At 35.8% G+C, this 19,585-nt stretch carries 17 protein-coding genes and 1 pseudogene; 11 read left to right on the top strand and 7 right to left on the bottom strand.

From position 1 onward, the window contains the following. Positions 1-25: 25 nt before the first annotated feature. From HCX49_RS13675 to HCX49_RS13665, 3 genes are all read right to left on the bottom strand, one after another. The gene (locus tag HCX49_RS13675; protein ID WP_168127392.1) at positions 26-2,416 is read right to left on the bottom strand and encodes a PDZ domain-containing protein; all 2,391 of its coding nucleotides are present in this window, start codon (positions 2,414-2,416) and stop codon (positions 26-28) included. 356 nt (positions 2,417-2,772) lie between these two features. Further along, a complete protein-coding gene (locus tag HCX49_RS13670; RefSeq protein ID WP_168127391.1) occupies positions 2,773-2,937 on the bottom strand; it encodes a hypothetical protein in 165 nt (54 codons plus the stop codon). Next, positions 2,924-3,247, bottom strand: a complete 324-nt coding sequence (locus tag HCX49_RS13665; protein ID WP_168127390.1) for a hypothetical protein — start codon at positions 3,245-3,247, stop codon at positions 2,924-2,926. Before HCX49_RS13665 ends, HCX49_RS13670 begins: the two co-directional genes overlap by 14 nt. A 219-nt stretch (positions 3,248-3,466) precedes the next feature. Between HCX49_RS13665 and HCX49_RS13660 the strand changes: the two genes are divergently transcribed. From HCX49_RS13660 to HCX49_RS13645, 4 genes are all read left to right on the top strand, one after another. Further along, a complete protein-coding gene (locus HCX49_RS13660; RefSeq protein ID WP_168127389.1) occupies positions 3,467-3,604 on the top strand; it encodes a hypothetical protein in 138 nt (45 codons plus the stop codon). A gap of 147 nt (positions 3,605-3,751) precedes the next feature. Beyond that, on the top strand, positions 3,752-4,009 hold the full coding sequence (locus HCX49_RS13655) for a hypothetical protein (RefSeq protein WP_168127388.1): 258 nt from the start codon (positions 3,752-3,754) through the stop codon (positions 4,007-4,009). Between the two features lie 332 nt (positions 4,010-4,341). Further along, positions 4,342-4,848 (top strand): MauE/DoxX family redox-associated membrane protein, encoded by a 507-nt coding sequence (locus tag HCX49_RS13650; RefSeq protein ID WP_168127387.1) that lies wholly within the window; start codon positions 4,342-4,344, stop codon positions 4,846-4,848. Positions 4,849-4,858: 10 nt separating this feature from the next. Then, complete coding sequence (locus HCX49_RS13645) at positions 4,859-5,155, top strand: hypothetical protein (protein ID WP_132842028.1); 297 nt, start codon at positions 4,859-4,861, stop codon at positions 5,153-5,155. A gap of 43 nt (positions 5,156-5,198) precedes the next feature. Here HCX49_RS13645 and HCX49_RS13640 read toward each other — a convergent pair whose 3' ends face one another. Genes HCX49_RS13640 through HCX49_RS13630 form a run of 3 tightly spaced genes read right to left on the bottom strand, consistent with a single transcriptional unit; the run spans position 5,199 to position 11,573 of the window. Continuing rightward, a complete protein-coding gene (locus HCX49_RS13640) occupies positions 5,199-6,668 on the bottom strand; it encodes a TlpA family protein disulfide reductase (protein ID WP_168127386.1) in 1,470 nt (489 codons plus the stop codon). Between the two features lie 5 nt (positions 6,669-6,673). Beyond that, positions 6,674-8,017, bottom strand: coding sequence for a RagB/SusD family nutrient uptake outer membrane protein (locus HCX49_RS13635; protein WP_168127385.1), 1,344 nt, complete (start codon positions 8,015-8,017; stop codon positions 6,674-6,676). Between the two features lie 16 nt (positions 8,018-8,033). After that, a complete protein-coding gene (locus tag HCX49_RS13630; RefSeq protein ID WP_168127384.1) occupies positions 8,034-11,573 on the bottom strand; it encodes a SusC/RagA family TonB-linked outer membrane protein in 3,540 nt (1,179 codons plus the stop codon). A 962-nt stretch (positions 11,574-12,535) separates the two neighbouring features. Here HCX49_RS13630 and HCX49_RS13625 point away from each other — a divergent pair. The 6 genes and pseudogenes from HCX49_RS13625 (at position 12,536) to HCX49_RS13595 (ending at position 17,562) form a co-directional block, all read left to right on the top strand. Then, positions 12,536-13,084: a hypothetical protein gene (locus tag HCX49_RS13625; RefSeq protein ID WP_168127383.1), complete on the top strand. Its 549-nt coding sequence runs from the start codon at positions 12,536-12,538 to the stop codon at positions 13,082-13,084. A gap of 615 nt (positions 13,085-13,699) precedes the next feature. Further along, positions 13,700-14,038: pseudogene (locus HCX49_RS25840) on the top strand (MgtC/SapB family protein); the annotation flags it as partial. Positions 14,039-14,205: 167 nt separating this feature from the next. Continuing rightward, positions 14,206-15,000: an SGNH/GDSL hydrolase family protein gene (locus HCX49_RS13610; protein WP_168127381.1), complete on the top strand. Its 795-nt coding sequence runs from the start codon at positions 14,206-14,208 to the stop codon at positions 14,998-15,000. An 83-nt stretch (positions 15,001-15,083) separates the two neighbouring features. Next, entirely contained in the window at positions 15,084-15,323 is a 240-nt protein-coding gene (locus HCX49_RS13605) for a discoidin domain-containing protein (protein ID WP_168127380.1), read from the top strand. Between the two features lie 644 nt (positions 15,324-15,967). Beyond that, entirely contained in the window at positions 15,968-16,162 is a 195-nt protein-coding gene (locus HCX49_RS13600) for a cold-shock protein (protein WP_132841998.1), read from the top strand. A 335-nt stretch (positions 16,163-16,497) separates the two neighbouring features. After that, a complete protein-coding gene (locus HCX49_RS13595) occupies positions 16,498-17,562 on the top strand; it encodes a fatty acid desaturase (protein WP_168127379.1) in 1,065 nt (354 codons plus the stop codon). Positions 17,563-17,727: 165 nt separating this feature from the next. Here the strand turns inward: HCX49_RS13595 and HCX49_RS13590 are convergent, their stop codons facing one another. Continuing rightward, positions 17,728-18,681, bottom strand: coding sequence for a heavy metal-binding domain-containing protein (locus HCX49_RS13590; protein ID WP_237682800.1), 954 nt, complete (start codon positions 18,679-18,681; stop codon positions 17,728-17,730). A 283-nt stretch (positions 18,682-18,964) separates the two neighbouring features. Between HCX49_RS13590 and HCX49_RS13585 the strand changes: the two genes are divergently transcribed. Further along, positions 18,965-19,531, top strand: a complete 567-nt coding sequence (locus tag HCX49_RS13585) for a hypothetical protein (RefSeq protein WP_168127378.1) — start codon at positions 18,965-18,967, stop codon at positions 19,529-19,531. The last annotated feature ends 54 nt before the right edge of the window (positions 19,532-19,585 follow it).

Raw genomic sequence — 19,585 nt, 5'->3', positions numbered from 1 at the left:
GCAACAACATGCTTTTAATGATCAACTATTTGATCACAATAGTTTGTTTATTTTGGTTCCTATGAACGATTAAAGTAAATGAATCTTTTGCTTCATCTCGTTTTAAAATTCGCTGAAGGTCGGCTAGATGATCTACCTTTTTATCTTGACACCCTATAATCACATCCCCTATCCGCAATCCGTTTTGATATGCTGTACTACCTTCATCAACCTTAAGTACCAATACACCAGCTATGGACGCTAGGCCAGCTGCAGATTGCTCACCTAAGCTTTCAATAGATTTGAGGGTTGCTCCTTTCCACATATATACATCTTTCTTCGTATCCGCTCTCGTTTCTGCTACCTGAGGAATTTGAGGTCCTTCGGCTAATGCTTTAAGACGAGGATTACGAACTCCCATATGTAGCATGTCAAAATTTTCAAAGCCATCAAGTTTAGGAACATCTAACCTAAAGTCACCCGTAGACGCATCTTTATATTTTGCTAAGATCACCTTTCCATTGCTTTCTATTCCTTTTGATTGATCGCTTAACAATGCCTGACTGCTTGTGTAATAATTATTATCAACCGTATCTCCCCAATATTTAACTTGGATATCCTGATGAGACCTCATAACCACGTTATTTCTGAATACATCATGACTATTTTTAAACCATACATGTGGATGAAAACCATTATTGATCATCACATTATTATATACTTTTCGATAAAATCCTTCTCTAAGTTTGAGGCCACCGCTTAAACAAATATTATTATAGATTTGGTAGTTCGTCGAACCATCATCCAGATCAATATCCCAACCGTGATCACACTGAAATCTGTTGTCATGTAAAAGAGTCGTCTTCACCGCATCTAACGTTACCCAATTAGGATGTATCGCTACTAGTCGATCCATCTCTTGGCGGTCAGGGTGCCAAAACCGGTCTCTTCCCCAAGAATTAAATGCACCATGATCACTTGTTTCAAGTACGGTATAAAATACATCATTGTAAGCAATTTCATGGCCACCCCACGTTCCATCTCCTACATTTATTCCCGACCTAGGAACTTCATATATGGTATTGTGCAGTACTTTGATAGACGAGGCCATTGCGATCTGAACTCCAGCAACCTGTTTTTCGATCGTTCCTATTTTACGAATCAAGTTATCACTAGCCTCACAATTCATTGGATAATCCTCCGATTTAGGACCAGGAATCGTATCCATTTTGCTTTCCACTACAAAGTTTTCATAACGAAAAGACGGCGATCTTACCGCATCAGGATTTCCAACAAAGTTGATTGCGCCAGCGCCTATACGTTCAATCAAGTTATTTGAAATCTTCACATCCCGGTTATAATTACTGACAAAGATGGCATTACCGCCTAAGTCTACAAATTCCGATTCCTTGATCTCACAGCGCTCAGCACCTTCAATTTTAACTGCTCCCTGCCGATAAATTGTCCAATCACTTCTCAGTAAAGGCTCGGCAGTCTTCATAAAAGTAGGCGCCGTGTAGACAAAACGAATACCTGATACATGTACATCATGCACGTGTTGCGATAAACTCCCTTGAATGGTTAAGATATTCTCCAACTGTGGTGCTTCCAATTGCAGGTTATTAGGATTTACTCCTGAGTCAGGATAATAATATAATGTACCTGAACCTTCATCCAGATACCACTCATTAACGACATCCAATTCCTCAAAAACATTCTCGACAAAACGATAGGTATCGTGCATAGTGCTAGGTCTATTATTCTGTTCGCCTCCCTCCAGTTTCAGTTCCCCATTATTATCCTTACCTACAACACGGTAATGAAACCCACCCCATCGGCCGATATGCAACGCATGTACATAGGCACCTACAGGATTTTTCCAGCCCTTCACACGATCTGGACTAATGGCATCAGCAGCATACCCATTGAACGGAAGTATTGCTGGATCATAATTTGGATATCGTGCACGAATTAACTGCTTTCCATCTGCAAATAGGCTTTGGAAACTCATACCTTTTGGCACCTGAGTTTTCCAGACGCCGTTAGCACCTTTTGTCCAGGACAGCTTAAGTGGTACAGCCCCGCTCCAAGTAACACGTTCGCCATCAATCGCTTTAATCGTAAATGGTGCATCTGCAGTACCAGACAATTCAGCTCCAACCAGAAGAGGTTTGTTAATATAATATTCACCTTTGCTAATCAGCACCTCAACGGTCCCTTTATAACCAGTTTTCTTCAATTTAGCAACACTTTCTATCGCCGCAGAAGGACTTGCATAAGGCTTATCTACAGTTCCTGGATTACTGTCTTTACCCGACTTGGCAATATAGATTTTTGTAGTAACAACAGACTGAGCAATAGCAGTATTCCCCTTCCAAACGACACTAATTAGCAGCATTACCAATATTCGAGAAAAATACGTTAGAACATAATTCATAAAATGAAAAATTTATTAAAATTGATTATTTATAATAAGTTATAGTTTTTATAATGCAGCAATTAAAAACTGCATCGCTATTTAGGTTTTCGGAACTAATTTAACAATAATTACGCAAAGCAAAATTATTTAGTTTACAACCCTCTCCTTTTCCCTCCAATCGGGAAAGCATACTTGATGGAAACTTTGTAAAAAACTCAATATTAAATTAGCACTTCACCTAAATCATTACAGCCACTAGCAGACTTTAAAGGCATATGCCACTAATTATCATCGCAGAAATCAATGGTAAACCTACAGTTATATGCAAAAAATAGATAGGCCTATCCCGCAACAGATAAGCCTATTTATTTACACTATTTACGCCTTATTCTCCCTAAGAACCGGCTAGTCCCATAACTCACGACAGTTCCGACTACAGCCATCAAAGCTGTATGCATGACATCACCAAGCGAAAAGCTCGCCCATATCGAACAGAGCGTTCCTCCTAAAGTACCGATACGGATATCATTGCCTTTCATCCCGCACCTCCTTTTCTTTCTGTGGCAAACTATTCGTCAATGGTGGTGACTCCTCCTCTTCTTTTTTATTTTTATCATCCAGCACAGTTTCCACCACACCAAGACCCAGTGCGATATACTTAATAATATTCAGTGCCTTACTCGACCGAACAGCATCGGATTTTTGACCGCCCCCTTGCCGAGTTGAACAAAAATTAAGGCGAAAATCAGTGTAAAATTCACTTAAAAAATGAGACATCAACAGGTAATTAATTCCTGACCTTTTCCACCATTTTATCGGCTCGGCATCGGGTGCGCTTCGAGTTTTCATGCATGGCCGCCGATGAAATCTCGAAGCCAAGTCGAAGAAAAGTGAAGTAAAAGCAGAAGTTGGTTATAAGAAAATAAGAATCAAGTCACTCTGAAATAGGGTACTATTTTCAAAAAATTCGTCTCTGCTTAAGCCTATATTTCCCAATAATTGATTTTGCAAACATCGTTTAATAAATTGTGGGTCTATTTTATGCTCAATACCAGCCAATACTTAATTATGAAGAAAAGCAAAGAAGAGATTTTAGCCAATTTTTTAAAAGACATCCATGGAGAATGGGTATCTGCCATACCCGAATTGACGGACGCATTTGATGAGATCCGATTTGTTAAGGGCGAGTATCTGACCAACAACTGAGACGAACTTTACCTCATTGCAGAAGGTATATTTGGAAAGTATGAAAAGACATGTCCGGTACGGTATGCCTTCAGTGGCGAATCGCTGATGATACCCAATCATAGGCACAATTATCAGTTTATTGCACTAAGTGACTGCAGGACCTTTATGATCACAAGGAAACAGTTATATACGATAAACGCGAAAAACCCAAAGCTTTTCCCGATCTACGCCAGCCTTATGGACAAACAGCAACAGTATCTGGATTATCGGGCAAAACTGCTTTCATTGCCCAATCCCGATAAATATGACTTTGTGTTTGACAAATATCCGGATATACGCCAGTATATCAAACATAAAGAATTAGCCCAGTATATGGGGATCAGTGAAGAGTTGCTTCGTCGACTTATACGCGAAAGAGAATAGGCCTTTTCCCAATAATTTGGGTTTTTATGCCCAATAATTTGGGCATAAAAACCCAAAACATAGTGTCCAAATTCCCAAAATATAACAAAAAATGCTGCTGAAATTTGTAATAGCAGATCGGATGAAATAATGAATCGTCCTGTAAAACACGAAAATAATTGTATCCGTACCATTTTTTCCGATCTGCTAATTAAAATAACAAATTATGAAACAGTACAAGAAAAAATTTGCACCCTTCCCCATATGCGGGTGAGACCCGCAAACAGGAAATCAGTTGACGGCAGTTGACTATTCCGTTGCATGGATAGAAGAAACATTCACAACGCAAACAAATGGAACATATCATCAATCACAAGGGCAACAAGATACACCCGGCAACATCCACAAAAAACGGTAGTTTAATCCGTCGGAGTGCACGGTGGATCAAGCCTCGCATACCTGCTTTGATTATTTATGGCTATGCTTTCTTATATTTCTATGCAGGAATTGCGAAGCTGCAAATTATCGCTGAATTTATCCGGGGAAACAGCAAAATCCCTTATTTAGCGAAATATGCTGAACTGATCGGCTGGGGCATTCCCACCTTGGAAATCCTGCTGGCTGTACTATTGATTGTCCCGGTATACAAGATAAAGCGTACTGCTCTATGGGTATCTACCCTACTGATGGGTGTTTTTACACTTTACCTGACTTTAATGGTAGCCTTTGTTGAAAAAAAGCTCTGTAATTGCGGAGGTGTGATCGAATCCATGGGCTGGAAAACGCACATTATCTTTAATGTGGTCTGGTTTATCGCCGGAATCTATGCCCTAAAAAAAACAAAAATTATAAACAATTAAAACTAAAGGTATGAAAACCTCATTAAAAAATTTCACAAAAGTGCTACTTGGAGTAGCTGTATTAGGCGGTGCGGCATTGACGCAATCATTTACAAAATCATTAACTCCACCAGCTGGTGATTTTGTCACATTAGATGGAACAACTTGGGAACCTGCTTCAAATTATCCTGCAGGAGAGTGCTTAGATGCAAGTTCAACATGTTCATATCATAAAATTGGTAGTGCTCCAGGACCAATGAATGACCAGTATAAAAATCCTGCTAATTTCCAGGAAGCTGATCAAGGAGTATTCCGCACAAACGAATAATGAAATTAAAAAATAGCACCTGAAAAATTTCAGGTGCTATTTTTTATTTAATACTCTTTATTAAACTAACTAAAGCTGTTGCTTGTTCTTGTGAACTCGGTCTTGGAACCTGAGTCGTTACGATTCTCATTTCTTTATCCAAAATAACTTGTCTCGGATAAGAAATTACATTAAAGAACTTTATAATAGGATGTAACGACTTTTCTCCCATAGTGTAAAGACTAATATCTGAAGAATCACTGTACGATCCAGATTGAACAGATTTCTTCCATTTCTCCATATCTTCATCGATAGAAATATTAACAAAACAAAGATCCTTCACATCCCCTAATTCTTTCCTTACGGCCTTCATCTCCTCGTGTAGTACTTTGCAATTTGCACAACCAGTAAACCAGAAATCAAGAACAATTATTTTCCCGCGTAAATCAGAAAATTGGACCAAATTTCCACTTGTATCCATCAACTTAAAATCTGGCAACAATTGTCCTTGAGTTGTTTGAACTCGAAATAGTTGCACAGCATCTATATATTTTTCACATGAAATATTTGACAGTATTTTAGCCTGCTGGGCGTCATCCATTTTAGAATAATTCTGAAAAAAATAACGATAATATATTCTATCTAGACTTTCTTGCTTCATCATCCCGTAATCCCACTCTTTTTCAAATGCTGTACCCAGCCATTTTCTTAGCCTCATTCTTTCCATAAAATAGTTTTCCATTTCGTTTGCCTGAAAAAAATTCTTATTAGTAACTTCATGAAGTCGTGTATTCCGTCTTAGGTATTCCTGTATAAATAATGATTTCTCATTTTCAAGATTGGGATTTTCTTTACTGATACGATAAAAGACCATTATCAATTGTGTCAGCAAGTTTTGTTCATTTTTACCAATAATATTTAATTTCAGCAATCGATAACTATTCTTGTCTATTTGATTTATATAACGATCTAATACAATTAGTTGACTATCACGCTTCATGTAATTATACTGTAAAAGTGACTGGAGCTTATCATGAAGAATCGAAGACAGTTCAGGTTCTTTTTCTACAAGATCGATCTTTTTATTTACATAATGTGGAAATGATACTGTTTTTTCTATTCGACTAAGTTGATATTGCAAATTCATAATTTCAGCCCCAATACCATTAAATACTAAGCGATCATCTTCTTCGGAAATGACCACGCTATCTCCAAGGAAAATTAAAAAATCCAATAATAATATTTTGTCCGCATTTTTCTCATTACCCGTTTTTAAAGTGATATATCGGTGATCTATTCCTTTATCAAACTTAATCGTAAATATAGAATCATGTTTTAATGCCTTGTTTTTTCTGTGAGGAGTTCGATTGAAAAATTCGAAATTGTCATCTGTCCAGTAACAATTCAATTCATTTTTTAAGTTACTATCTTTCAATTTTCTAATATCAATAGTTGCCGTTTGTGCAAAACCGATATGATGGCAACCAAAAAAAATACATAGGTTAATTAAGTAATGTATTATTCGTATTTTCATGATCATTATTTATTTTTTATGATTAATTCTTGGGGAATAACTGGCAAAGTATATTTGGGATCATTAGGAGGTAATATATACTGTTTACCAGAAAGTGTTCTTGTGAGTGTTTTTGCAAATCTTGAATCCTTATTCAATCTTCTCAAATCTTCCCATCTACAATTACCTGTAAACACAAGCTCTTTACGACGTTCCTCCAAGACCCGGAAAAGCACATCATCAGTCGTTTCATTCAGTGGTGCTGAAAAATCTTTGTATCGATAACTACAAAGATGATTCAATAAATCTCTTCCTTCTTTCCACGAACCAGTTCTAACAAGACATTCTGCCTTAATCAGAAGAATTTCATTATTCGCTAATCCTGAAAACAGACCAACTGTACCTGTATAACGCCCCTTGAAGGATTTTGAACCATCAACGTTCATTCTAAAGAAAGCAGATTTTCGGGTATCATTATCTTTATAGCTATCAAATAATTCATCATTAACCCTAAGATCTCCATACGATACAAAAAAGTAACTGATCGGACCAGCATAGAACACGATCTCTTTATTTCCTTTATCTATGGTTGGAAAAGGTAATGTAGCTGCTGTATTCAAACTCGAAAAATCAATTAGCTCATTATTGTCCTTCAAATACTCCTCTGCATATTGCAATGCTTTATCATAGCTTTGCATCGTTAAATAGACCTTTGCTAGCATAGCTAAAGCTGCAGAGCGAGATGGTCGTGTCTTCCTTGCAGGAACGATTGGCAAGATTTCTAATGAGGCAGTCAAATCTTTAATTACTTGCTCATAGCAAGCTTCTACCGTGATCAGATTACCGTTATCACTGATATCCGATCTAGAGCGCATAGGAAGCACGCAAGATAGTGAAGCACCCTTTACATATTGAGGAGCATAAAGCTGCAATAACTGATAATAGTGAAACCCTCGATAATACAATGCAGAACCTCGAATATTATCCTTTTCGGCACTTGATTTTGTGACTTTATCTGTTCCTTCCATTACGATATTGGCATACGCTATAGCTCGGTATGGTACTGTCCAATCTCCAGTTCCCGTTCCAATTGCGCCTTCATAAATATCTTCTTTCCAGATATAAGCATTTCGTTCCGAAGGATTTCCAACTGTTAAAACAGTATTTTCAAGGAGATGGATATTATCAGCGCAGATAATGCCCATACCGGGCGTAGTATTCATCACTGTCGTATTATCCAATAATGATTGATAGTCATCCAAACTTTTTAGTATGACATCACTATTTTTTGATTTTACATCCAGCCAGTTATCTATCTTTTTACAAGAATAGCTGAAAAACAAGCAGAAAAAATAAATGAGATATTTCATAATCAGAATTTTTAAATTAGAACTGGATACGAGCACCAAGTGAGTAACTGGTTGGGATTGGATATAAACCGAAATAATCGTTAACATCAGGATCTATACCTACTTTATTCTTACGCCATAAGATTCCAAGGTTGTCTATGTAAGAATAAAAATCTACTGTAAATCGTGAAAACTTCATCTGGTACGACAAGGAAATATCCTGTAAACGAATATGATCACCTGATAAAACTAAGGCTTCCGAATTTTGATAAAATGTATTGCGGCTTGCATTAACAGGATAGACCAATGCAGGCATAGTTGTTTCTTTATTCGGGTTCTGAGGATCAAATTCCAACATAAAATCTGCATTTGGCATCGAAAGTACCTCGTTTAAGTTAGTACTACTACTTTTCTTTCTGATGTAGAAACCAGACTTAAGAAGAATATTAGCTGAAAGTGACCACTTTCGGTATGAAAAAGTATTGCGCAATGAACCAAACAACGTAGGCCTACTACTTCCATGATAGTTAACATTATCCATGGTATTACTGGCGGCAATAATACCTGCATAATCTTTAGATTCAACTCCATTTAAATAGCCCATAGGATCTCCATTTTCATCCAGTCCAGATGACCGGTAACTATATACGCCATAAAGCGAATTACCCTCTTTAATGTATAGACCATAGCGTGCAGGTCCGTCAACTGCGGACGAATTAGATACCAAATACCTTGTTGGATATTCTTCATTAAAAGAAAGAACCTTATCCTTGATCAAACTTAATAGATATACGGTACTCCAATTAAACTTATCTTTTGTATTTATACTAGTTAATTGTAGATCCACCCCCCTATTACGGACTGAAGCAGAATTACCTTTGTAACTATTAAAACCTGAGGAAGGTCGAAGCAAGATCTCCTGTATAAGATCCATTCCATCCTTTTGGAAGAGCTCTATCGAACCCGAAATACGATTTCCTTTGGAAGCAAACTGCATTGATAAGTTAATATTGCGGACTTGCTCCCACCTTAACAATGGATTGGGTGGATTTTGAATGGTAGCTTGTCGAAAACCATTAAGTGTGTTCCTATTAAAGCTTGCAATAAGGTAAGCAGATTGATTATAGGAATTTCCATTATAACCATACGTAAACCGAAGCTTTAATGTTGGCAACAACGTTGATTTATAAAAATCTTCTTTTGAAATGTAATATAAAAGTCCGACCGACCACAGTGGTACAAATTTATCATTGGTCTTTACTCCATATAAATTAGCACCATCTTTTCGAGCTGAGGCGGATAATGTATACCGTTCTCGAAATTGGTAAGCACCATTAAAGAAATAAGAAACAGAACGGCGAGTCAGTTCACTCATATTTCCAACACCATCATCAATCAGCTGTGATCCTAATCCATTCGGATTAATTGGATAGTATTGATTAAAGTTTAGATTGCTTAAAATCGTTCCAGTCTCGTGATCATAGCCATAATACCGTCCTGAGTGAGCTGCAATAATTGTCGATTTCATTTCAGCACCCAATAAAGCATTTAATTGATGCTTGTCTGACCATCTTTTATTCATCGCGCTATTAATCCGAAAATTATAAGCTTCTAACCTATCTCGAGTATGATCAAGTATATCCGCATCGGGTATAGGGTAAGTAAAATTTGTACCATTCACTTGCGTATAGCGATTGACTAAATTTCTGACATAATAGCTATTCTTATTCTTCAAATCTTCATACTCACTCTGCTGACGTTCATATTGAAAGAGGGAGGCGAATGACAACCAATTCAAAGGAGCATACATTAATTGACCATTTAAAATTGTATGCAACCGCTTAGCATGGGTATCCTTGAGTTCTTTCTCTTCTAATGGGCGAAGTGACCAGTCTTTAAAGCCTTTACTTTCCATTTCTCGTAGATAGCTATCTCTATAACCACTTGGTACCATGAGCGGAATACCATCCTCACCTGTGTATGAAATATAGGGATAGGGTGAACTGTAGCTGTAACCATATCGTTCTGTGGTATTGGTCACTGATACCGATGGAGAAAAAGTTAGATTTTGTAATAACTTAAACTGCGGAGAGATATTCATTGTCCATCTTTTTAGACCACTCTTTTGAACGACTTCTCGATTATCATTGTAGCCAACAGAAAAATAATTGCTAAATTTTTCTCCTCCAGAGCGAATTCCAAACGCATATTGGTTCTTCACTGAAGTTTGGTAAAAGTTTTCTGAAGTCTCATTTCGACTATCTATCTTAGCAAACTTTTGTTCTGCAAGCTTAAGTATATTTTCATCTATATCACCCGATCGGTGTTGATCCAACAATTCAACATAAGGGCTTACTAAAGGAAAAGTTGTGTTATTGGATAACAAATCACTATAAAAACCTTTATCAAAAAGCTGACGCTCAACAGTCATAAATTCGGCACTGGGAATAAAATTTCGGCTATATTTCAAGTTAGGTTTTGTTCCAATTGTGGTTGAAGTATTAAAGTCAATCTTTGTTTGTTCTCTAAACGCAGCTTTTTTGGTCGTTATCACAATGACACCATTCCCTGAACGTGCACCCCAAATAGAAGCTGCTGCAGCATCACGTAATACCGTTATGCTTTCAATATCATTAGGATTGATTTGATCTAAACTACCTTCAAAAGGAAAATTATCTAGAATAATAAGAGGATCAGCACTTACATCATTATCTATAGTTGATCGCCCGCGTATAGATAGACCAGTCTGCTCATTGGGTGGTAATAAACCTCCTGCTCCACCAGAAGAGCGATTAAAGTTAACACCGCTCGTTACTCCTTCCAATCGATCCAGTATATTCGTACTCACTCTCCTATTTAAAAGCTCGTTATCGATCTGCACAAAACTCCCCGTTGCTCGTTCTTTGGGTATCTTCTGGTATCCGGTAGATACTACCTCTACTTCATCAAGCTGGTTATCTTCAGGTATCAATTTCACAGTCATTGATACTCCTGAGGTATAATTGAGTTCTTGGCTTTTAAAACCGATGGAGGAGAATCCAATCTTTCCTTTTTTATTAGTGACTGTCAGTTGAAACCTTCCATCTTGGGAAGTTTTAATCTGTAAGTTTTCGGCATCGATTCGCACAGATACTCCTTGCAGTGGTGTACCATCGGAGGAGGATACAACAACACCAGTTAGCTCAGATTTTACCTGCCCATTCACCCCGCTGTCCTTGCGGAGTGTCTGAGCTGATAAACATAAACTATGAAATACTGCGATGATCATGATACAGGGTATCGCAATTACTTTTATGGCCTTTAATAAGCACAAGAGCAGATTAAAGGCATGTAGCATTGGAGAAAGCAGGATGCAAAGCACTAGCTTCCAATGTATTTTTATATATGAAACCGTAGGTTGATCATGCTTTTGTAAAGCGTAATCATGTTTAACGTTTTCACTTTTTAGTATAGAACTTTTCAATGTGTTTATTTTTTGGTTTGTTTTTGATTGAAGACCAAAAAATAACTCAAGATTTAGGACAGTATTTTTCCCTGGGGACAGCGCATAGCTCTCCCTGTTGCAAAGTTTTTGCATTTTTTTAGGTTAAATTGAGATTTAAAAAGAAGCTAAAAATTAGACAATAGACTCCCTGTTCAACTTCAATAGTTAAAAAATAAGTTTAGAAAAAATGCAATTATTGGTCTACATCAAGGATTATAACTGGTCATCGCTATTGCATAATTTAGATAAAGAACAAAAACCGACTATTAAAATATTAGTGTATCACGATAAAATTGTAATGACAATTATTTGCTTTACTAAGAGAAACGTCGTACTTTTAAGGTGCAAAATGAAAAGTAGGCCTCCGATCCTCTTTTTGTTGGAACAAGCAATTGTATACCAATAGAATAAAAGTCGGTAACATATGTCTTTTAGGGAATAACAGCTTATTTGCTTCAACCCTCTTCCATTTCCGTTTTTTCAGTATCAAGGTCGGGCCATTACGCCATACTTTTTACAGCAAACGCGCCTTTGGATTTGGCTAGAGCTAACTCTCTCCTATTGGACTATATGTTTATTGTAGGCTCTTATTGGGGAGCGCAAATGACGTTCTTTATAAGATTGCAATGGGCAAACCGATAACCTTGATCCTTGATCAGGTTTAGAGTGGTTCTGTGAATGGTTACTTTTCGTTTAATCATAATTTTAAAGTTTATGTGAACGAAGCTAATCAAACATTGAAGTAGTCAATTTGGCCTAAAACCAATAGGGCGAACTTCAATGCTTTTGAACGAGGCACGACCAAGCACCAATAATCCAAAGATTATTTTCCACAAAAGACTGACATGAAGTCCGCCCTATTAGACTATATCACTAAGATATAAAAATCTAATAGAAATGGCGAACTCACGATTATCTCATGTGGAATTTTGGTCGTTTTCGTTCATGAGTAACATCGCTAAGTTAGGGTTACACCCTACTTTATCGCTATTAATTATACCAAAGATAAGTAACACTTATCTTTGGTATAATTAAAAAAATAATAAGTGTAAAATATGATCTGGAAAACTAACCTTTCAAATATTATTAAAAATTCAAAGTACTTATTATCTGAAATTAGTGCTTGGACTAATATCGAAGTTCCTAAACTTTCGGATATGAAACATAAAAAACATCCAAATTTTACATGTAAGGAATTCTTAACGCTAAAAATATTGCTAAAAAAACAACACGAATCCTTTCTAACAGAAATTTTTGGAGAAGAATATTTTGATGAAATAAGAAGTATTAACTATTCACCTAAACTCACAAAAATGGGTGAAATATTAAAAGATAGACATCAATTCGAAATTCTTCCAAAAAAAGAAGTTGTTCAAAATTCATGCTTAAAATCAAGTAGAATTGACTATTTAATTTTTCAAGAGGATGAAAATATTAAAATTGAGGAAATCACAAAGTTAGAACTAACCTTAGGAGAAGATTTAGGCTTTCTATGTACTCTTAGATTCCCAGATGTAAGAATTAATAGCGAAGAGGAATATTTACATAATTTGGAACAGATTAAAGAATACAATAGAGAAGCAAATAACAGAAGAAAAAAGTAAATAGCATTAATATAATGGAGGTTACTGAAGAGTTTCAAGAAAATCTACCATCCTGAATTTTTAAAACCTCTTTAATTGTATGTTGCTGAATCCAAAACAAAAAGTAGCACTTACGAACAATTATAAAAACCGGGGAATTATGAGTAAGAATAAAAAGGTTAAGGTAGAGAGCAATGAGATTACCATGCTAAAAATTAAGTAGATCTAATACATCGTGGATTTGTGAAGTTTAAATAAGATGAACTTTTTATAATAATGGCAGATAAAATGAAAATAATTTCAGTAAGAGAAAATCCAGAATATAAGGAGAAAGCAATCCAATACTTCCAAAACAGTTGGTCTGAAGTATTACAATTATCTATGAAGATTGCATCTTAAACTGTATAAATACTCCGCAATCATTACCACAAAATATCTCCCCTACTTTCCGGCAGAATATGAACTTAGTAGTAGAGAAAGAAACCTTAACAAAATCAGCCAAAACAGTTAAAAGAAGCAATAAATATAAGAAGATTTACTAATGGATTTTACAGTAGAAATTAAAGACATGATAGCAATAGTTATTTCTATCATATGTAGAGGAGTCATTGGCTTTGAGCGGGATACAAAAATGAGTCTGCCGCCTTTAGAACAATAATTCTAATTTCACTGGGCTCGACAATTTTCACTATAATTTCACAGCATAGTGCAGGTACTGATGACCGAATTTCGGCAAATATTATTACAGGTATTGGATTTATTGGGGCAGGTGTAGTTTTTTAAGACAAAATTTCTATTCGTGGTATGACGACTGCTGCTGTAATCTGGACTTCTGCAGCAATTGGAATGACAGCAGGAATAGGTTATCACGCACTTACTCTATGCTTAACATTAATTACTTTTAGGGTATTATTAATGGTTACCAGGGTGGAACGAATGATTGCAACCAAATCTTTGATTATTCGCGGTCTGTAAGAGATAAAATCTGATTAAAAACGTTTAAATTTACAGTGGAGGTGTGTGAAAATTTTGCGATTTAAATATCGAACCTTTGCTGTATTAAAACAACGCTACTTTCTAAACGTTTAGGACACTACTGAATCATTTTAATGAAAAAAAATAGAAATTAACAATTGTATTGTATGAACAAAATTTTTACATCCAGAAGAACTTTTATTAACAATAGTCTCGCATTAATAACAGGAACAATTTGCTATCCGTCTACTTTATTTCCTGCTAATGTCCGGCTTGACGATAACTTAAGGGCTAAAGTTAAGAATTTAGTTTTTTTATTTCAGGGGGATTCTATTACAGATGGAAACAGGGGACGTAGTCTTGATCCTAATCATATTATGGGACATGGTTATGCCTATTCCGTATCGAGTAGAATTGGCGCCGATTTTCCTGATCAAGGATTTGAATTTTATAACAGAGGAATAAGTGGTAATAAAGTTTCCGATCTTTTGAAAAGATGGGAAGAGGATACAATAGCTCTTAAACCAGATGTATTAAGTATATTAGTTGGTATTAACGATGTGATTTTCTCCGTAAATACTTTGAAAGGAGAATCTATTTTAGCAGATTTTGAACAAGAGTATAGATTTCTACTTCAGAAAGCCCGTAGAAGTAATCCCGAAGTTCTTCTTGTTTTAGGTCTTCCGTTTGTTTATCCTATTAGTAATATTAAAAATAACTGGGACTTGTATGAGAAAGGGGTATCTCAACAATGTCAAGTTATTAAAAAGCTAGCTAATGAATTTGATGCTATTTTACTGGACTACAAATTGATTTTTGATCAAGCCATCAAAAAGATGCCCGTAAATTATTGGATCTGGGATGGTATTCACCCGACTGTATTTGGACATGAACTTATGTCTAGGTATTGGATTGAAAAGGTCAGTGAAAGAATTAAGTTTTTAAAATTTTATGTAAAATGAAAGTGATGAGTTTTATGCAATAACAGATCTGGAGAAATTTAAACTCAGATTATATTTTATACGTATTAGTATATACGACACCCATGATGTTAATCTTATACGCTCGCCCTGGAGCTTATAGACATAGTAAGAACTTTGAGGTACAGGTAAGTGATGATGGTACAAACTTTACTTCAGCAGGCGTGTTTCAAAAGATATATAGCCAAGGCCCGCAATACTTCCACTTCAACAGCGAGCATAGCGTAAAATCATTTAAAATTATTCTTAAATCCTCTTGGGATGGGACAGGCGATGCCGCTATAGCTGAATTGGGGCTTTACTAATTAATTATAAAAAGGAACTAATAATAAAAGGCTTATGAGCGTAAACCTCATAAGCCTTTCACAATGGTTTTTCAATTCGATAAAAAAATCACTTCCGTAGATATCGGACTCGTTCCATAGAATATGATGAATTGATCTCTAAATTGGTAATGACAGAAAAGGTTTAGCTGAAAAATCTGAATTAAAACAATAATCCTTTCATAAAAGAGAATACCATATATGCCTGGATCGGAATTGGTGAAAGTGGACTGGTATATTAGCATTTTACAGGTTCTGACTCTATAACCTTTGAGTATTCATTAATTTGAGTTACAGTTTTAATATTTTACTGAAAATAAAATTGATAAATTTTGAAAAAAATATTTTGATTTTAAATAATTTACACTTATCTTTGTCTTAGAATCAAGCATGATTGCGGTACTAAAAATAGTAGATTTTCCCTACATTGTATGTCTACTTCTCTCAATTGCTAATTTTTGTTATTCATAAAAAGTGCGCAGTACTCTTAGAGCTTGACTCCGATCAACCTTCAATTTACACACATCCTTTTTCTTTCTAGCAGATCGATTAACTTCTGAAAGTCATATATTATGTCTTTTACAGCAGTTCAGAATTAAATAATTTATAATAAAAACAATAATATAATGCAAGAAGGAACAGTAAAATTCTTTAACGTTACTAAAGGTTTCGGTTTTATTACACCAGCAAACGGTGGTCAGGATGTATTTGTACATTCAACAGGTTTAATGGATGATATCCGCGAAAACGAAAAAGTTACTTACGAAGTAGAAAATGGTCAAAAAGGTGTTAACGCATTTAATGTGCGTATAGCAAGATAAAAGAATTCGGGAATTATACTAATTCTCGGTATTTTTGATGTAGTGATTAGCAATTTTGCTAATTAACTACATTTTTTTAACATGTACCCTCCAATCCAAAACCTTTACATAAAAGGACTAGAATGGCATTTACTTTATATTCCTGATCAATTGCCAAATCATATTCCTTCTATTCATTACACCACCTAAGCTGTATTATTACCCTATAAATGAAGTTCATCATCCGCTTCTAATCATAATTATTTTTCTATTGCATAAATTTTTAAGATTTATTATTATTGCGGTTGATTCGATATGATATTGTAAATAATACACACTGAAAAAATTAAATTAACATGTCATTTTTAGATTATGTACTGCAACCGCCTTCCTACGGGTGGCAAGACGAGACGGGTAAACTAATTAAACCAAGCAACAAAGAGATCATCAGTGAATTCTTTAAAAGACTTAACATCTTCAAAGACCGCAGAAACTGGCTACCTTTTTTTAGCTGGCTCAAAATCGCCTGCCTCATTCCATTTTTCTTTATTTTTTTAACGAATTACCTAACTTGGTGGACAGTTTTGGCCGCCTTCGTATACAGTATGATCATCATGGGTACCCACGGAACGATCTGGCACCACCGCTATTGTACGCATGGAGCCTATAAGTTTAAAAATCCTTTTTGGCGGTTTGTTACGCAAAATCTCACAATCAGTGTTATTCCAGAAGAAATATATGTCATATCACACCACGTACATCATGCCAAATCAGATCAACCAGGTGATCCTTATAATGCCCAAGCTGGGTTTTTATACTGTTTTCTTGCAGATGTCAATCACCAGCCGATATCTAAGAACCTGAATGAGCAGGATTATAACAGAGTTAAATCCCTGATGTCACATACGGGTGTACCAGCGAACTCTTATCATCAATATAAAAAATGGGGATCATATGTACCTCCTGTTTATGCTATAGTATCATCATTATTAAACTGGGCATTTTGGTACACTGTATTTTTCCTAATAGGCGGTCATCCACTTGCTTGCAGTTTGTTTGGTGCGGCAGCTTTCTGGGGAATTGGTGTCCGTACTTTTAACTATGAAGGTCATGCCAAAGGAGAAGATAAACAAAAGGAAGGCACAGATTTCAGTGTGAATGACAAATCTATCAACCAGGTATGGCCCGGAATTGTGGCAGGAGAATGGCATAATAATCACCATTTATTTCCTAAAAGTGCACGAAGTGGTTTTAAACCTCATCAGGTAGATCTCGCTTGGTATTACATCAAATTAATGCATAAACTGGGCGCTATATCTAGCTATAGAGATGACAAGAAATTGTTTTACAAACAGTATCACAATCCTTATCTCGAAGCAAAAATGAACAAAAAAAAAGATAATGTTAGTGCTGAAATGTAATCATAAAATAGCGTAAATATCATGATCTCTTTTGTTTTCGAAAATGTTATTGCACTGTAGATCTTATCTCAATCCAGATAATTATTCGCAAAATAAAAAATAATACAGGAACGCCTAACTTTAATTAAAAAGTTAGGCGTTCTTACATTAATTATTTATAATCATTTAATGCTGGTGTCCATGATGCTTTCCTTCATCAGTACCTTTCGCTCCCTGGGCTACGTCGACTGTAAAATCTGCCGTGTGCACTTGTCCCTCAATTTTAAACTGCGCCCACATGCGGTATACTCCCGCTTTTTTAATATTGGTTTGCGCATATATCGGAAAGCGCTTGTCTGATACCGGATGGCTATGAAGGAAATCTTTATCTTTTGCTCCGATCATAACAATATGAGCCGTTGCTCCTAAATAATTTTGAAAATCGCTTTCCACGAGTTTCTTGCCATTCTTTTCGACTGAGAATTGCAGATCCTGTGTCTGATTTGTTTTTAGATCATTAGCATTAATCAAAGTAACGGTATATCCTGCTGTTGTTGAAACTGCTTTTGGATTCAATTTAAAAGAACTGGTAGCCACATTACCTGTTACTTCAAGTTTCTTCATCGTAACTTCTCCAGCCAATCCCTTAGGTTTGTAATCTGTAAACAGCAGGTAGTTGCCTGCGGCAGGAAATATTTCTTTCACACTATAACTACCATCCTGCTGTTCTTCGGGATGAATATGATCAAACCAAGATAAATCTTCATTTACAACCAAGAGATGCATTTTCATTTCATGTACCTCCTCAAGTGCAACATTTTTTTCATTTTCCTTGATCGAAATCGACAGCGCTGTTTGTTTTCCGGCTTCTATAGGCCGCGGCGAAGCTAAAATACTAACCGCCAACTTAGCCTCATCCTCCTTATGAATAGGCTGTAATTCCATACCACATTTGGTACATTTTTCACCTTTATGTCCTGTTACTTCAGGGTGCATAGTACAGGCATAAGTATGATCGTGATTGTGAATCGAGTCTTGTTGTGCTGTCATGGTTTCTGTTGTACTATTTCCGGGATTGTTACAAGCTACGACTGTTGTCATGGCCGTCAATCCTAAAAATATAATTTTAAAATTTTTCATATATGCATAGTGTTTGTAGATTAAATCTTGAAATCTACCTTTTTGTTTTCCGTCCTACTTAAATATCTACTATCGAAAGGACAATACAAAGATGAGCAAAAGTTGGGCTTTCTATTTTACGGTATTTTGAGTTTGATTTGTAAAATTTACTGATTCCACTTTTGCTAACCCCCCATAACATTTCTTTGCATGCTATGCGCCATCACTGCAAACTGTATTAACTGAAGATTAAATTAGGGATGTCTGGCACGATTTTCAACGTACTTAAATTCAACAAATTAATATGATGAAACTTATTCTATTAACAGGTATCTCTCTTTTCACCCTCAGTTTTAGTGCTTGCGCGCAACAAAATGGAGCAAAAAATGAAAGTACGGCTATATACACCGATAGTCTGGAACATGATCAAGAACTCGGACTAACTCCTCAACAGGAAGAAAAAATTAATGCGATAAATAAAAGCACAGCGTCTAAGTTTGAAGCAATTGGTCGCAATTCATCTTTATCTGGCTATCAAAAGGGACAAAAGAAACGCGAACTTGCATTGCAACATAAGAACGAAATTTTTAACATATTAACTGCAGAACAACAAAAAACCTGGTTGGAAAAATATGGTGATGAACGAGCCTCCATTAAAGATAATGTGACCGACAAGGCAGATGAGGCATTAGAAAAATTGGAAAATCGTTATGATGCCGACAAAAAACTTATTGAGGCTGATCATTATTTAAGCAAAAGCGAAAAGAAAATACGTCTCGAAAAGTTAAAAAAAAATTATAAAAATGAAAAAGAAAAGTTAAAAGAAGCGAAAGAGAAAGCGACATCGAGTGGTTTGCTTCAAGGAAGATAATGGCACAGGAAGATAGTAATAAGACCTACATCCAAGCGCCATCAATCAATTTCA

Source organism: Sphingobacterium sp. B16(2022) (assembly GCF_012030425.1).
GTDB lineage: Bacteria > Bacteroidota > Bacteroidia > Sphingobacteriales > Sphingobacteriaceae > Sphingobacterium > Sphingobacterium anhuiense.
The sequence above is the reverse complement of the archived record's forward strand: the minus strand, read 5'-3'. Positions and strand labels throughout refer to the sequence as shown.

Coding starts and splice junctions, on each gene's coding strand:
- HCX49_RS13630 (WP_168127384.1), bottom strand. CDS start 11,573: ATGCAAAAACTTTGCAACAGGGAGAGCTATGCGCTGTCCCCAGGGAAA.
- HCX49_RS13645 (WP_132842028.1), top strand. CDS start 4,859: ATGAAAACCTCATTAAAAAATTTCACAAAAGTGCTACTTGGAGTAGCT.
- HCX49_RS13640 (WP_168127386.1), bottom strand. CDS start 6,668: ATGAAAATACGAATAATACATTACTTAATTAACCTATGTATTTTTTTT.
- HCX49_RS13625 (WP_168127383.1), top strand. CDS start 12,536: ATGATCTGGAAAACTAACCTTTCAAATATTATTAAAAATTCAAAGTAC.
- HCX49_RS13635 (WP_168127385.1), bottom strand. CDS start 8,017: ATGAAATATCTCATTTATTTTTTCTGCTTGTTTTTCAGCTATTCTTGT.
- HCX49_RS13655 (WP_168127388.1), top strand. CDS start 3,752: ATGATCACAAGGAAACAGTTATATACGATAAACGCGAAAAACCCAAAG.
- HCX49_RS13665 (WP_168127390.1), bottom strand. CDS start 3,247: ATGAAAACTCGAAGCGCACCCGATGCCGAGCCGATAAAATGGTGGAAA.
- HCX49_RS13600 (WP_132841998.1), top strand. CDS start 15,968: ATGCAAGAAGGAACAGTAAAATTCTTTAACGTTACTAAAGGTTTCGGT.
- HCX49_RS13675 (WP_168127392.1), bottom strand. CDS start 2,416: ATGAATTATGTTCTAACGTATTTTTCTCGAATATTGGTAATGCTGCTA.
- HCX49_RS13610 (WP_168127381.1), top strand. CDS start 14,206: ATGAACAAAATTTTTACATCCAGAAGAACTTTTATTAACAATAGTCTC.
- HCX49_RS13585 (WP_168127378.1), top strand. CDS start 18,965: ATGATGAAACTTATTCTATTAACAGGTATCTCTCTTTTCACCCTCAGT.
- HCX49_RS13660 (WP_168127389.1), top strand. CDS start 3,467: ATGAAGAAAAGCAAAGAAGAGATTTTAGCCAATTTTTTAAAAGACATC.
- HCX49_RS13590 (WP_237682800.1), bottom strand. CDS start 18,681: ATGAAAAATTTTAAAATTATATTTTTAGGATTGACGGCCATGACAACA.
- HCX49_RS13650 (WP_168127387.1), top strand. CDS start 4,342: ATGGAACATATCATCAATCACAAGGGCAACAAGATACACCCGGCAACA.
- HCX49_RS13670 (WP_168127391.1), bottom strand. CDS start 2,937: ATGAAAGGCAATGATATCCGTATCGGTACTTTAGGAGGAACGCTCTGT.
- HCX49_RS13595 (WP_168127379.1), top strand. CDS start 16,498: ATGTCATTTTTAGATTATGTACTGCAACCGCCTTCCTACGGGTGGCAA.
- HCX49_RS13605 (WP_168127380.1), top strand. CDS start 15,084: ATGATGTTAATCTTATACGCTCGCCCTGGAGCTTATAGACATAGTAAG.